The organism is Ruegeria sp. BHSC276, from assembly GCF_059612945.1.
The window spans coordinates 49853-63938 of record NZ_JBXWRP010000012.1 but is presented as its reverse complement, the minus strand read 5'-3'; the positions used below and the strand labels follow the sequence as shown (position 1 = coordinate 63938).

The window sequence follows — 14086 nt, the reverse complement described above, 5'->3', positions numbered from 1 at the left end:
CAGGCTAGGGTTTCCAAATGACACATGTCCTGATTCCCGTATTGGGCCGCTTCGTTCGGGCGCTTTGGCTGGCCGTCCGGCGCTTCGACGACAAGAACGGGTTCGTCATGAGCAGCCATGTCGCCATGTCTCTGATGCTGGCGCTGTTTCCCTTTGCCCTGTTCACCGTGTCTCTGGCCGGCCTGCTGTCGCAGGACTATGTCACCGACGAGATGATCGGCCTGATTTTCGGCGTCTGGCCCAAGGACGTGGCCGAGCCGATCGTGGCCGAACTTCGCGCGGTTTTGAACGGGGCAGGGTCGGGAACGATTACCTTGGGTGCAGTGCTTGCCGTCTACTTCGCGTCGAACGGAGTAGTAGCCGTTCGGGCGGCCATCAATCAGGCCTATCACGACACCGACAGCTGGCCGTTCTGGAAAACGCGCCTGTTCTGTCTGGGGCTGGTCATTCTGGGTGGCGCCGCGATTTTGATCGTTGCGGCGGTTGAACTGCTGTTGCCGATCTATTCCCGCCTGATGTCCGAGAAGACGTCAGTGAATGTCGCTGACTGGTTGTCGGTCGAACGCCTGCGGTGGACCTTCGCCGTGGCCGTCCCGGCACTGACGGTGCTGCTGGCCCATCTGGTTCTGCCGGTCGGTCGGCATTCGCTGCGCCAGATCCTTCCTGGCGTGCTGTTGACGCTGGGTTTGTGGCTGGCCGGCGGGCTGGCGTTCTCGCTCTATATCGGTCAGTTCGCAAGCTACAGCGCCACCTATGCGGGGCTGGCCGGCGCCATGGCCGCATTGATCTTTCTGTATCTGAGCGCGGCCATCATGATCTTTGGCGCCGAATTCAACGGTGCGCTGATTGATATCGACAATCAGGACGAGGTCGGAAACGTATGACGATTTGGCCGCACGCCGCATGGGCATCCGCAATCTCCTTGGCCTGCATCCTGCTTGCCGGGCCAACGGTGGCGCAGGACTATGTCGGCTCGGAAGCCTGCCGCGATTGCCATGACGAACAAGTGCAAGCGTGGATCGGTTCCCATCACGCCAAGGCCTGGACCGCGCCCACGCCTGAAAACGTGGTGGCCGATTTCGACGGCACGACATTCGCGGACAACGGCATGGCGGTCGAGTTCCGACAGGAAGATGGCGTCTACATCGCAGACGTGACCGAGCAGGACGGCCAAACGCGGACATATAGGGTCCACTCCGTCGTGGGCATCGAGCCGTTGCAGCAATATCTGTTCGAAACCGAACCCGGCCGATTGCAGAGCTTCGACGTGGTCTGGGACACGGTGGAAAAACGCTGGTACCACCTCTACCCGGATCAGGATCTGCCCCCGGACGACGGGTTGCACTGGACGGGCTCCTACAAGACCTGGAACGCCCGCTGCGCTGAATGTCACGCGACCGAGTTCAAAAAGAACTTTGACGTGCAGACGCAGAGCTATGCCTCGACCCAGTCCGAGATCGGCGTGGGGTGCGAGGCCTGCCACGGTCCGGGCTCGGCCCATCTGGAGTGGACCCGTGGCCAGACCATGCCCGCTGGGCTGGACGCGTTCGGGTTTTCGATGCGCTGGGGCAGGGGGGACACCGAGGCCGAGATTCAGCAATGCGCCTCCTGCCATTCCCGCCGCGAGGCGTTCGCGGATGGAAATCCGCTGCCGGGCATACCGTTCCACGATGCCTACAATCTGGCCCTTCTGCGGCCCGGTCTTTACCAGCCCGATGGCCAGATCATGGACGAGGTCTATGTCTACGGCTCGTTTCTGCAATCAAAGATGTACGCGAAGGGCGTTGGCTGTCTGAATTGCCACGAGGCGCACGGCGCAACCTTGAAGGCCGAGGGCAACGCCGTCTGCACGCAGTGCCATTCCCCGGCGGGCAATCCCGATTTTCCGACCCTGCGCAAGGCGCTGTACGACGATCCCGCGCACCATCGCCACACGCCTGGGGGCGAGGGGGCGCAATGCAAAAGCTGCCACATGATCGAGCGGGTCTACATGGGTGTCGATGGCAGGCGCGACCACAGTTTCCGTGTGCCGCGCCCCGATCTGGGCCTCGGCGCGGACGCCTGTACCGATTGCCACAGCGATCGGGATCAGCCGTGGGCTGCTGCCACGATCGACGCGTGGTACCCGGACCCGGCCCACCGCCGGCCGCATTTCGGCACGGCCTTCTCGCCGGCCTTTTCCGGTCAGGGCGCCGACCCCAAAGCTCTGATGGCGATCGCGCTGGACGCGGATCAGCCGGGCATCGTGCGGGCCACCGCGGCCTATCTGCTGCAACAGCATGGGTCGGCGGATCTGGCGGCGACCACTGCCGGTCTGCTGGCGGATGCCGACCCGCTGGTGCGGGCCAATGCGGTTCCGCTGCAACGGTCCGCCGACCTGCCGGACCGGATCGACCGGCTGTCCCCGTTGCTGTCCGACTCGGTCCGGTCCGTCCGGCTGTCGGCCGCCAAGGAATTCCTGACCGTACCCGGGCAGGCGCTGACCCCGTTGCAGCGCACCAACGCGCGCGAAGCCATGGCTGATTGGCAGCGCACTTTGTCGAACCGGCTGGACTTCCCCGAAACGCATCTGGTCCTGGGTGGCATGGCGCTGACGCTGCGCAACGCGCCGGCGGCCGAACAGGCCTTTCGTCAGGTGGTGACCCTGGATCCCCAGCGCGAAGAGGCCTGGCCGATGCTGGTCCAACTGGCGCAGATCAATCGCGGCGTCGAGGCCGCGCGCGCCGTTCTGCGCGAGGGGCTGAAGGTTCTGCCCGACAGCGCGGCGCTTGGGGCGCTGGCCGATCAACTGGGCCGCTGACCCGGCACCGAACTTCCCCGATCCTGCCATCTTGAAGGCAGATTTCCGACCTATCCCTTCGCCGAGGGCAAAAGGCCCGTTTGGTGATGGTTGTACCATGTTGCATTCGACATTCCCGCCCACGAGGTCCGAGAAAGCCGCGATGCCACGCGACCCGGCGCTGGTTCAACGGATCGAATCCCTGCGCAGCCGTCCCGTCGTCTATCTCGGGCATGGCGACGCGTTGATGCTGCTGGGGTTGGCTACCGCATCCCTGCGGGAACAGCGGTTCGCGGGCGCAAAAACCGCGGAAGACATTTAAGCTCAGCCCCGGAACCCGGTGGCGACCACGAATTTCTCGGAACTGTCCGACCGAGACGCCGGCGGCTTGACGTTCGCGACCTTCTCGAACTTCTGTTTCAGCAGTTTCTGCAGGTCGCCCTCGGCCCCGCCTGCCAGAACCTTGGCGACGAAGGTGCCGCCCTGTTCCAGAACGTCAAAAGCGAAATAGGCGGCGGTTTCACACAGGGCGATGATGCGCAGGTGGTCGGTTTGCTTATGCCCCGACGACGCAGCGGCCATGTCCGACATGACCACGTCGGCCTTGCCGCCCAGCCAGGCTTTGACCTTCTCGTCAGCGTCGTCTTCCATGAAGTCCAACTGATGGATCTCGGCACCGGCGATGGGTTCGATCTCTTGCAGGTCGATGCCCAGAACGGTGCCGATCCGCTTGCCCGATTTCTCGCCCAGCGCGTTCACGCGTTTGACCGCGACCTGGCACCAGCCCCCCGGCGCACAGCCCAGATCGACGACCCGCGCGCCCGGCACCAGGAACCGGTATTTGTCGTCCAACTCCATGATCTTGTACGCCGCGCGCCCGCGATACCCCTCGGCCTGCGCCCGTTTCACATAGGGGTCGTTCAGCTGCCGCTGCAACCAACGGGTCGAGCTGAGCTTGCGCCCGCGTGCGGTCTTGACCTTGACCTTCAGGTCACGCTGCCCGCGCCCCGAGGTGTTTTTGCCGGTTGGTGTCTTCGCCATCAGAACGGTCCGTCTTCCAATACCCCGTCCGCGCTCATCTGGGCATAGAGCAGACCCTCGCGCAGCCCCCGATCCGCAACCGAAAGGCGGTCGGTGGGCCAGCAGCGCAGCAGCGCCTGCAAAATGGCCGAGCCGGACATGATCAGGGCCTGCCGGTCCTCGCCGATGCGCGGATCGCGGCGCCGACCCTGAGGGCCGAGTTCTAGATAGCCGCGTATCACCTTGTCAATCTGATCACTGGTCATGCGCAGCCCGTCCACCTTGGTGCGGTCATAACGCTTCAACCCCAGATGCGAGGCCGCGACCGTCGTGACTGTGCCGCTGGTGCCGACGATCTGGAACCCCTCGCGGGCCTGTTCATCCTTGTAGGGGGCGAAATCGGCCAGGTTTTCTTCGAAGAACCAGCTCATCAGCGCGAACCGGGCGGCGTCGTCCTCGACATCGTGGAATTGGTCGCGCAGGGTGGCCACGCCCAGCGGCACGCTGATCCAGTCCACCACCTTGGCCGCAGGAAAGGGGCTGTCGGCGGTGTGGAACCCGTTGTGCAACCGCATGATCGCCGATGGCCGGTCGCGCCGCGGCACCGAGGACAGGTCGATCCAGACCAGCTCGGTCGAGCCGCCGCCGATATCGACCACCAGCAGCTGCTCGGTCTTGGTGCTGACCAGCGGCGCGCATGAAATCACGGCCAGGCGCGCCTCTTCCTCGGGTTGGATGATCTCCAAGGTCAGGCCGGTTTCGCGTTTCACCTGCCGGATGAAGTCGCGCGCGTTTCGGGCGCGACGGCAGGCTTCGGTCGCCACCAGCCGCATGCGCTTGACCTTGTTGCGCTTCAGCTTCTGCTGGCAGATGCGCAAGGCTTGAATGGTGCGCGCCATAGAGGACCGCGACAGACGTCCGGTCCGTTCAAGCCCCGAGCCCAGTTGCACGGACTTCGAGAAGCTGTCCACCACATGGAACCCGCTGCCCTTGGGCTGGGCGATCAACATGCGGCAGCTATTTGTTCCCAGATCCAGCGCCGCATACAGCGCATCTGGATCGGGTCTTGCCGGCGCGGGGCTTTCGACCACTTTCGGGAACGCGCCCGCACCTTTGGGACGCTTGGGCGCCATCGTCACGCCCTCCGATTTACGAGTTACCCCGACATTAGGTTGCGGGCGTCCGACGTGCAAGATGCTCATTAAGGTCATGAGGATTTTGATGCCCATCGGCACTGGAGAGACGACCCGAGGCGCTGTATCCCAAGGGGGCGAAAAGGTCGCTGGAACAGCGCCGGGTGTCGAAATCCGACCGACCCGGCCCCACATTGCCGTTTAGAACCGGACCATCTGGTTAGGAGGAATCACGATCAATGCCTGACGTCACCATCGTATACTGGCGCGACATTCCCGCTCAGGTCATCGTCGGCAAGGGCCGGCGCGGGGCCAAGCGGCAATTGTCGGAACGGTTCGAACAGGCCATCGACCGCGCCGCCATGAAGGTGAACGCCAAGGACAGCGACGCCTACCTGGCCGAGTGGCGCAAGGCCGAGCCGTTCGAGGTTGAGGGCGACCCGGCCGAGATCGCCGAGGCCCAGGCGCTGCGCCTGGAAACGGAATACGATCAGGATCGCCTCAAGGCCCTGATCGGAAATGACGGTTGGGCATGAGCCCCAGATCTTTATGGGAGGCCGCGATGGCTTTGCTGAACTTCAAGAAACGTGATGCGGCCGAAAAGGCCCCGGTGAACCCTGCCGTCGAAGCCTTTCTGAAAGGGTATTCGATCGAGGTGATGCCGCGCACCGCCGAGAAGGTCGAAGATTTTCGCGATCTGTTGCCCGAAGGCACGCGCGTCTACATCGCCCATATCGAGGGCACGCCGATCGAGGACATGGTCAAGACCGCCAAGCGGATCTCGGCCGAGGGCTATCCGGTCATGCCGCATTTCCCGGCCCGCATTATCAAGGACGCGGCGACGCTGGAGAACTGGATCGCCATGTATCAGGGCGAGGCCGGCGTCGATCAGGCGCTGCTGCTGGCCGGGGGCGTGGACAAGCCGCATGGCGAGTTCGACAGCTCGATGCAGTTGCTTGAGACGGGACTGTTCGACAAGGCGGGCTTCAAGCGTCTGCACGTCGCAGGTCACCCCGAGGGCAACAAGGATATCGACCCGGACGGCTCGACCAAAAACGTGGACGAGGCGTTGCGCTGGAAGCAGAAATTCAGCGAAACCACAGACGCCGAAATGGCGCTGGCCACCCAGTTTGCCTTTGACGCCAAGCCGATCATCGCATGGGCCGACGGCCTGAAGGCGGCCGGGATCGACCTGCCGATCCACATCGGCATCGCCGGTCCGGCCAAGCTGCAGACGCTGATCAAATTCGCGATCGCCTGCGGCGTGGGCCCGTCGCTGAAGGTGCTGCAGAAGCGCGCCATGGACGTGTCCAAGCTGCTGCTGCCCTACGAGCCGACCGACGTGATCACCGCGCTGGCCGAACACAAGGCGGCCAACCCCGACTTCAACATCACCAACGTGCACTTCTTCCCGCTTGGCGGCATCAAGACCAATGCCAACTGGGCCATCGAAAACGGCGGCGCCTCGGCGAAGCCTGTAAACGCTTAAGGACCGGACATGACCCGTACAGTCGTAGAATCAAAGACCAAAACCGCGATCATCGGCTTCGATCAGCCGTTCTGCGTGATCGGCGAGCGGATCAACCCCACCGGCCGAAAGAAGCTGGCAGCCGAGCTGGAAGCGGGCGATTTCTCGACCGTTGAGCAGGACGCGCTGGCGCAGGTGGCGGCCGGGGCGACCGTGCTCGATATCAACGCGGGCGTGGTTTACAACTCGAACCCCAACCCGAACGAGACCGAACCGCCGCTGATGAAACAGATCGTCGAACTGGTGCAGGGTCTGGTCGATGTGCCGCTGTGCATCGACAGTTCGGTTCCGGGCGCGTTGGAGGCCGGGCTCGAGGCTGCCGAAGGCCGCCCGTTGCTGAACTCGGTCACCGGTGAGGAGGATCGCCTGGAACTGGTGCTGCCGCTGGTCAAGAAATACAACGTGCCGGTCGTTGCGATCTCGAACGACGATACGGGCATTTCCGAAGATCCCGACGTGCGCTTTGAGGTTGCCAAGAAGATCGTCCAGCGCGCCGCCGACTATGGCATTCCGGCCCACGACATCGTTGTGGACCCGCTGGTGATGCCGATCGGTGCGATGGCAACTGCGGGGCTTCAGGTCTTTGCCCTGGTGCGCCGCCTGCGCGAAGAGCTGGGCGTGAACACCACCTGCGGTGCGTCCAACATCTCGTTCGGTCTGCCGAACCGTCACGGCATCAACAACGCCTTCCTGCCGATGGCGATGGGCGCGGGCATGACCTCGGCCATCATGAACCCGGTGGCGCTGCCGGTGACGCAGAAGAAGATTGCTGAGAAAAGGGCCGAGGTTGCGGCGGCGGGCATCATCCTGCCCGAGGGCATGGACGACGAAACCTTCGTTCAGATGTTCGGTCTGGGCTCGACCAAGCCGCGCGCCGGCAAGGAAATGGAGGCCATCCGCGCCGCCAACCTGCTGACCAACAACGACCCGCATGGCGGCGAATGGATCAAGTTCAACAAGCCGGCCGATGCCGCAGGCGCCGAAAGCGAGGGCGCGCGTGGCCGTCGGGGTGGCGGCCGCCGCCGCCGGGCCTGATGTGGGTTTGACGCTGTTCCGGGGCCGGGTGTTCAGCCCGGCCTTTTTCTGTGGCAATAACGCGTCTTTCCAGCAGATCGCCGCTTGATCCCGGTGCGCATCCGGTGCTATTTCAGCTCCTGCGGCGGGTATGATGTAATGGTAGCCTGTCAGCTTCCCAAGCTGAACGCGCGGGTTCGATTCCCGCTACCCGCTCCAGATTTTTCCCGCTTTGGCAATGTGTTGCGCTCGTTTGAGCGTCAGGCGTGCTCTGCTCAAACAGCGGTCTAAGCCGTGCCAGCAGTTGGTCACGCACCAGCGCGAACCGGGGAGTGTGGGCAATCTCTTCCAGCATGGCGACCCAAAGGGGCACGGCCATTCCGGGGGGTGTTTCGGGGTCGCGCTTTAGTCTTGGGTCGGCGTCTCCGACGAAGGTCGGCAGGAACGTCCTGCCCGCTCCTTCAGCAGCCATCTGCCGCAGGACCAGGAAGCTGTCGGCACCGCTGATGATGGCCGCGGGCGCGATGTTGTCCGCCATCCACTGCGCGGGCATCGACTTGCCCAGCGCGCCTTGCAGGGCCAGCCATTTCTGGCCGGGCGTGCCATCGTAATAGACGGCAAAGCGCAGTGTGCCGGCCATCTGGCCGGTCAGGCCGCCATCCAATCCCGGGGACGGGCGCACCACGATATCCGCCGTCAGGCGGGTCAGGTCGTGATGCGTATTGTTGCTGAGCAAAGTGAATTCAAGCCCCGGAAACCGTTCCGAGATTCGGCGCAAGATACATGGCAGCACGATCTGGCACAGGCTGTCCGTCGAAGCGATCCGCACTTTTCCGACCGGTGACCGGTCGGCCCCTGCAATCGTACGATCCAGCGCCAGAACCGCGTTTTCGACGTCCTCCATTGCGGCGAAGATCTGCTGTGCCTCGGGGCGGGGTACATAGCCGGACGTGGCTTTGCCGAACAGATGGCAACCGTGGCGCTGTTCGAACGCAGCGACCCGGCGCAGGACCGTGGCATGCGTAACGTTCAGGGACGTTGCCGCAGCGTTCAAAGAACCATGGCGACGGACGGCCAGCACGAAGCGGATGTCATCCCAGTTTGTCTTGTTCATAAATGAACAGGCTCAGCAAAATATCAAACAATTACAAGAAAAATTATTCAAGCTAGTCTTTGTATGTTCAACAAGGGAGCAGAATTATGACCAAATATCTTTCTTTTGCGGCGGCCGGTCTTCTGTCGGTTGCGATCGTAGGTACCAGCATGGCGCAAGAGGCGAAGAACCCCGCAGTTAAGGCGCGGCAGTCTCTGATGTCGCTCTATGCGTTCAACATCGGTCAGTTGGGCGCCATGGCCAAGGGTGAGGCGGAATACGATGCCAAGGTCGCGGCGGCGGCGGCGAACAATCTGGCCACGCTGACCCAAGTCGATCAGTCGGCGATGTGGCCGGCCGGAACCGACAATGCGGGCGATCCGTCTTCGCGTGCTTTGCCGGCGATCTGGCAGAATTTCCCTGATGTCAGCGCCAAGGGGCAGGCCCTGGCCGAAGCCGCTGTTGCCATGCAGTCGGCCGCCGGGCAGGATCTTGATGCCCTGAAGGCCGCGATGGGGCCTCTGGGTGGGGCGTGTTCGGCGTGCCACAAGGCCTATCGCGCGCCCAAGGAGTAAGGGTGGAATGCGAAAATGGGGATTCACGGCCGCTGCCTTCGCGGCCGTGATCGTGGGCGCGGGACTTTTCGTGACCCGCCCGCGTTTGGCTGATCCGGCGAGGTTGAGCGGTCTGGCTCCCGACATTGCGCAGGGTGAACAGGCGTTTCATGCCGCCGGCTGCGCGGCCTGCCATTCGGCACCCGGGGCCGAGGGCGATACCCGCCTGGTTTTGTCCGGTGGGCGCAGGTTTTCGACGCCGTTCGGTACCTTCGTCGCGCCCAACATATCCAGTGATCCGGTTCACGGGATCGGCGATTGGACGCCCGTCGATCTGGCAAGCGCGCTATGGCATGGCAGCAGCCCGGACCGACAGCATTATTACCCAGCCTTCCCCTATGCGTCCTACGTCAGGATGGCGCCGCAGGATGTCGTCTCGTTGCATGCCTTCCTGATGAGCCTTCCAGCCGACGCCACGCCCAATGCACCCCACGAGGTAGGTTTTCCGTTCAATCTGCGGCTGGCCTTGGGAGGGTGGAAGCTGCTGTTTCTGCGGTCTGGCTGGATCATGGACGGAGATCTGTCCGGCCAGCAGCAGCGCGGCCGCTACCTTGTCGAGGCTCTGGGCCATTGCGGAGAATGTCATACCCCGCGCAATGCCCTGGGCGGGTTGATCCTGTCGAAATGGCTGCAGGGCGCCCCGAATCCCAGCGGAAAGGGGCGCATCCCGGGGCTGGCCCCCGATCAGCTGGACTGGTCCGAAGCGGATATTGCCGAATATCTGAGGTCCGGGTTCACGCCGGACTATGACAGCGCCGGGGGCGAGATGGCCGAGGTGGTGCTGAATACCGCGAAGCTGAGCGACGCAGATCGTCTGGCCATTGCCAGCTATCTCAAGGCCATCCCCCAATCGCGCGATCGATAGACATCGAAATCGCGTTGTCTCGGCGTCAGGCCGGTACGTTTGCATCCTGATCGGATGAAAGACCTGTGGGGCAGGGTCCCAAGGGCCGAAAATTCGCCCGACCATGGGCCGATGTTGCCGTGTCCCCAGCCTGTTAGCCTTTTCCCAATAGCGTCAGGAAGGGCGTTTTGACAGGAAAGGATATCGAGATGAGCGTGAAAACGAAAATCGCAAGGTTGTTGAGCACCGCAGCCCTGGCGTCAGCCTTCGCCGCCAGCCCCTATTCGCTGAGTTTTGACTTTGACTCCGGTTTCCATGTGGATCCCTCCTATGCTTTTGCAAAAAGCGGCAAAGGCAAGGATGGTGACGACGACCGCGACGATGACCGGGACGACGATCGGGATGATGACCGCGACGATGACCGAGACGACGCTCGGGATGATGACCGCGACGATGACCGAGACGACGATCGGGATGATGACCGCGATGATGACCGGGACGACGACGATGATGACGACGACGATAAGTCCCGCAGCGGCAAAAGCAAGCGCGGCGGATCCGCGGCCGCGTCGGGATCGGGCAATGGCCCGGTGCGCGTGACCAAGATTGAAACCAGCGCCAGCGGCGTCGAGATTCGCTATTCAGACGGCACCAAGGAAGAAATCGAGAACGGGCGCTATGAACGCAAGAACGCGCAGAACCGTACGGTTGAGGAGCGACCGGCGACCGGCTCTGACTTGACACGACTGCGTTCGCTGGCCGACAGCGTGACCATCAACAGCGTGCCGTCTGGTGGCAACAGTGCCGGTGGCCGGCCAGCCAAGGTGGAACGCCAGGGCAGCAATATCGAGGTGCGCTATACCAATGGCTGGAAAGAGGAAATCGAGGCCGGCCGGTACGAGTTGAAGGATCCATACAACCGGACAGTGGTCGAACGCCCGGCAACCTCGGCCGATATGCAGCGGTTGAACGCGATCACGTACTGAGCAAGCCGTCGAGCAAACCAAGTACGGCCTCCGGAATTTCCGGGGGCCGTTTTCAGTTGGGCGTCAGGTTTTCCAGGCGTCGTGGGCGATCAGCGCCGCCTCGACCCGGTTTCGGGCATGCAGCTTGGACAGAATGCTTGTCATATAATGCTTTACGGTCTTTTCCTGGAGCGTCAGCTCTTCGGCGATTTCGCGATTGCTCAGCCCTTTGGCCACGCGACGCAAGATTTCCTCTTCGCGATGCGTCAGGTCGCTCAGCCCGTCAGGTTCGGCCACCTTGGTCTTGCTCTTTCCGATCGAGAACAGGACCCGCGCGGCCAGCCCGGGGGACACGACCCCTTCGCCGGCGGCGATGCTGCGCAGCGATCCGGTCAAGGCGCTGGCCGTGACGCCCTTTAGGATGTAACCCGTCGCCCCGGCCTCCAGCGCGTCGGCGACGTCGTTGCTGTCCTCGGAGACGGTCAGAATGGCAATGCGCGGTGGATCCTCCATGGCCGCGATCTGCCGCGTGGCGGCGATTCCGCCGCCCGGCATGGACAGGTCCAGGATGACGAGGTCGGGTTTGTGGTCTCGGGTCAGTTGCACGGCCTCATTGGCGCTCTCGCCGGCCGCCAGCACCTTGAATTCACCCGAATCCTCCAATGTCCTGTGCAATCCGTCCCGAAAAATCGGGTGATCGTCTGCCAATACGATTGTCGTGGTCATCTCGGCCTCGCTTGCCTGTGAAACAGAGTCATTTTGATCGTTGTTCCCGCACCGGGGGCGGTTTTGAGCTCGAAACGCCCTCCGATGCTTTCCACCCGGTCGCGCAGCCCCATCAGGCCCTGACCGCCCTCGGTACCCAGCTTGATGGCATCTGACGGATCGAACCCCGGACCATCATCGGCGACCGCCACCGACAGCTCGTCGGGGCTTGAAGTGCAGGTAACGGTGCATTTCGCCCCTTTTGCGTGACGGGCGGCATTCGACAGGGCCTCCTGCACGAAACGGAAAACGCACAGCTTTTCGGCGTAGGACAACGCGGGCATCACGTCGCCGCTGATCGACAACTCGGGGGCGGGCGCGTCGGGAACCGACCGGTCGCTGGCGGCGCGCACGATCACGTCCTCAAGGTCCAGCGCCTCTATGTCGGGGGCCGCCAGCCCGCGGGACAGGGCGCGGATCTCGGTCAGCGCGCGTTGAATCGATTGGTGAACCTCGTGGGCGACCTTGTTGCCGGACCCGTCTTGGGGAAAGGCCGAATCCAACCGCAGCGCTGCCAACGCCAGATACTGGGCCGGGCCGTCATGCAGCTCGGCACCGAGTTTGCGCAGAAAGCGGTCGGTTTGGGCGGTTGACCGGTCCGATGCCTCGATCACCCGCGCGCGCAGGTCGGCGTTTTGTTGCGACATTTTCAGGCTGTCGGCCAGACGGGTCTTCAACAGGTCGGACTGGGTGCGGATCGTCCGGTCGCCGACCGCCACGATCAGGTATAGGATCAGCGTGCTCAGCCCGAAGGTCGTGGCCACCACCAGCCAACTGGTGCGTCTGGCCTGCATCAGGTCGGTCTGCAACTGATCCGCGCGCTGATAGAACTCGCCGACGGCGATGATCTCGCCGGACCAGATCTCGCGTATGGGGCTGTAGACTTCCAGCAGCGGAATGCCCATCGCGGCCTCGGCTTGGTTCTCGGCGCGGTCTAGTTTCTCGAACGAACCCGAGATCTGCCCCGACCAGGCGCGTTTCAGATCGTCGGTGGGGGGAAACGTGCGTCCGATGATGTCGGGGTCTGACGCATGGGCGATCAGCCCGTCCTTTTTCCAGATCTTGTACGAGACGATCCGCTCTTGCATCGATTGCTGATCGAACAGCTCGGACACGGCCCGCGCTGCCGGGTCCGAAAGTCTGTCGCCGTGGGCTAGTTCCTGGCTGAGCGGCGACAGGATGCTTTCCATGTAGAGGGCTGCGGAATTGGCAGAGTTCTGTACGACCGCATCTTCGATCCGGCCCGTGACCCAGCCGCCGATTACGATAGCGCCGGTCCCCATAACCACGACGCTGGCCGCAAGATAGGCGCGGGACAGGGACCAATTTCCTGAACTGAGATCGGGCTTTGGTAGTTTCATGCTGCCCCCACTATTGCCCGGCCGATCGCCCTTTGCCACGGACCTTGGTCGGAAAAGGTCGCCCAGGATGCGGCATTGGCCGCAATGGGTGCAACGGCCAGGGGCCGCCTTAGGCGGCGCGGCGGGCCTGAAACAGGTTGATGACCGCGGGCAGCCCGGGATTACCATCGACGACGAAGCGTTCAAATTCGCTTTGAACGGCGCGCTGGATGATGCGGGCGTCGTCCTCGGACCCGTCAAAATGCGCGATGACTCGCGCGGCAGGCCCCACGCGGGTACACAGTCTGGCCGTTTCCTCGACGCTGTTCAGGCCGGGCAGGCGCAGGGTGACAGGTTCGCCGGAAACATCGCGCAGCCCGGCCTGGGTCATCAGGCGGGTGACGCGGTCGATGTCCTGAAAGGCCAGCGGGCCGGGCGCGTGGCGTCCGTATTTGGGTGGGTGGCCCAGATGCGCCGTGGCGGCCACATGCGGCACCCGAAACCACGGGTTGTCGGACAGCGGCCCCCAGGCGGCAAAGATCATCCGTCCGCCTGGAACCAGTGCCCTTGCGATATTGGCAAAAGCGGCGACAGGATCGTCGAAGAACATCACCCCAAAACGCGAAATAGCCACGTCGCGGGATTCCGGCTCGAACGGTGCGACTTGGGCATCGGCCAGTTGAAACGCGGTGTTGGGCAGGCCGGCCGCGTCGGCACGCAGTGCGGCTCGGTCAAGAAACGGGCCCGAGATATCGGCACCCAGAACGTGCCCCTGGGGCCCGACTGCGCGCGCAGCCGCGACCGTGCTGGCACCTGTGCCACAGCCGATGTCCAGCACCCGCAGGCCGGACGTCAGGTCTGCGCGCTCCAGAACCAGGTCCAGAACCGGGGCCAGCATATGGTCCAGTTTGTCCTCGAAGGTCAACCACTTGGTGCCTGACGCCGAGTTTCCCCAGTATTCAGCTTGGTCTTCATTCGCCAGTTGCAAGGA

14 protein-coding genes, 1 tRNA gene and 1 pseudogene are annotated in these 14086 nt (G+C 63.3%); 10 read left to right on the top strand and 6 right to left on the bottom strand.

What is annotated here, in order from left to right:
• Positions 1-17: 17 nt before the first annotated feature.
• From AC2FMD_RS17365 to AC2FMD_RS17355, 3 genes are all read left to right on the top strand, one after another.
• Positions 18-884, top strand: a complete 867-nt coding sequence (locus AC2FMD_RS17365; protein ID WP_496795284.1) for a YihY/virulence factor BrkB family protein — start codon at positions 18-20, stop codon at positions 882-884.
• Positions 881-2800: a multiheme c-type cytochrome gene (locus AC2FMD_RS17360; RefSeq protein ID WP_496795283.1), complete on the top strand. Its 1920-nt coding sequence runs from the start codon at positions 881-883 to the stop codon at positions 2798-2800. The genes AC2FMD_RS17365 and AC2FMD_RS17360 overlap by 4 nt, the downstream gene beginning before the upstream one ends.
• Positions 2801-2942: 142 nt before the next feature.
• Positions 2943-3101, top strand: coding sequence for a hypothetical protein (locus AC2FMD_RS17355; RefSeq protein WP_496742276.1), 159 nt, complete (start codon positions 2943-2945; stop codon positions 3099-3101).
• Between the two features lie 2 nt (positions 3102-3103).
• Here AC2FMD_RS17355 and AC2FMD_RS17350 read toward each other — a convergent pair whose 3' ends face one another.
• Together AC2FMD_RS17350 and AC2FMD_RS17345 are read right to left on the bottom strand one after the other, a co-directional pair.
• Entirely contained in the window at positions 3104-3820 is a 717-nt protein-coding gene (locus tag AC2FMD_RS17350) for an RlmE family RNA methyltransferase (protein WP_496742277.1), read from the bottom strand.
• A complete protein-coding gene (locus tag AC2FMD_RS17345; RefSeq protein WP_149774380.1) occupies positions 3820-4932 on the bottom strand; it encodes a Ppx/GppA phosphatase family protein in 1113 nt (370 codons plus the stop codon). Before AC2FMD_RS17345 ends, AC2FMD_RS17350 begins: the two co-directional genes overlap by 1 nt.
• Positions 4933-5171: 239 nt before the next feature.
• Between AC2FMD_RS17345 and AC2FMD_RS17340 the strand changes: the two genes are divergently transcribed.
• The 4 genes from AC2FMD_RS17340 to AC2FMD_RS17325 all read left to right on the top strand — a co-directional run bounded on the left by AC2FMD_RS17340 (position 5172) and on the right by AC2FMD_RS17325 (position 7693).
• A complete protein-coding gene (locus AC2FMD_RS17340) occupies positions 5172-5468 on the top strand; it encodes a virulence factor (protein WP_490360414.1) in 297 nt (98 codons plus the stop codon).
• A 26-nt stretch (positions 5469-5494) separates the two neighbouring features.
• Positions 5495-6421 carry a methylenetetrahydrofolate reductase gene (locus AC2FMD_RS17335; protein ID WP_496742278.1) on the top strand — a complete coding sequence of 309 codons (927 nt, stop codon included), beginning with the start codon at positions 5495-5497 and terminating at the stop codon, positions 6419-6421.
• Between the two features lie 9 nt (positions 6422-6430).
• Positions 6431-7495 carry a methyltetrahydrofolate cobalamin methyltransferase gene (locus tag AC2FMD_RS17330; protein ID WP_496689581.1) on the top strand — a complete coding sequence of 355 codons (1065 nt, stop codon included), beginning with the start codon at positions 6431-6433 and terminating at the stop codon, positions 7493-7495.
• 124 nt (positions 7496-7619) lie between these two features.
• Positions 7620-7693, top strand: a tRNA-Gly gene (locus AC2FMD_RS17325).
• A 130-nt stretch (positions 7694-7823) separates the two neighbouring features.
• Here the strand turns inward: AC2FMD_RS17325 and AC2FMD_RS17320 are convergent.
• Positions 7824-8588: pseudogene (locus tag AC2FMD_RS17320) on the bottom strand (LysR family transcriptional regulator); the annotation flags it as partial.
• An 86-nt stretch (positions 8589-8674) separates the two neighbouring features.
• Between AC2FMD_RS17320 and AC2FMD_RS17315 the strand changes: the two are divergent.
• The 3 genes from AC2FMD_RS17315 to AC2FMD_RS17305 all read left to right on the top strand — a co-directional run bounded on the left by AC2FMD_RS17315 (position 8675) and on the right by AC2FMD_RS17305 (position 11011).
• On the top strand, positions 8675-9142 hold the full coding sequence (locus tag AC2FMD_RS17315; protein WP_496678291.1) for a c-type cytochrome: 468 nt from the start codon (positions 8675-8677) through the stop codon (positions 9140-9142).
• 7 nt (positions 9143-9149) lie between these two features.
• Positions 9150-10046, top strand: a complete 897-nt coding sequence (locus AC2FMD_RS17310; protein WP_496795282.1) for a c-type cytochrome — start codon at positions 9150-9152, stop codon at positions 10044-10046.
• Positions 10047-10234: 188 nt separating this feature from the next.
• Positions 10235-11011 carry a hypothetical protein gene (locus AC2FMD_RS17305; protein ID WP_496742280.1) on the top strand — a complete coding sequence of 259 codons (777 nt, stop codon included), beginning with the start codon at positions 10235-10237 and terminating at the stop codon, positions 11009-11011.
• A gap of 63 nt (positions 11012-11074) precedes the next feature.
• Here the strand turns inward: AC2FMD_RS17305 and AC2FMD_RS17300 are convergent, their stop codons facing one another.
• From AC2FMD_RS17300 to AC2FMD_RS17290, 3 genes are all read right to left on the bottom strand, one after another.
• Positions 11075-11716: a response regulator gene (locus AC2FMD_RS17300; RefSeq protein WP_496795281.1), complete on the bottom strand. Its 642-nt coding sequence runs from the start codon at positions 11714-11716 to the stop codon at positions 11075-11077.
• Positions 11713-13116, bottom strand: coding sequence for a sensor histidine kinase (locus tag AC2FMD_RS17295; protein WP_496795280.1), 1404 nt, complete (start codon positions 13114-13116; stop codon positions 11713-11715). Before AC2FMD_RS17295 ends, AC2FMD_RS17300 begins: the two co-directional genes overlap by 4 nt.
• 109 nt (positions 13117-13225) lie before the next feature.
• Entirely contained in the window at positions 13226-14083 is an 858-nt protein-coding gene (locus tag AC2FMD_RS17290) for a class I SAM-dependent methyltransferase (protein WP_496742283.1), read from the bottom strand.
• Between the last annotated feature and the right edge of the window lie 3 nt (positions 14084-14086).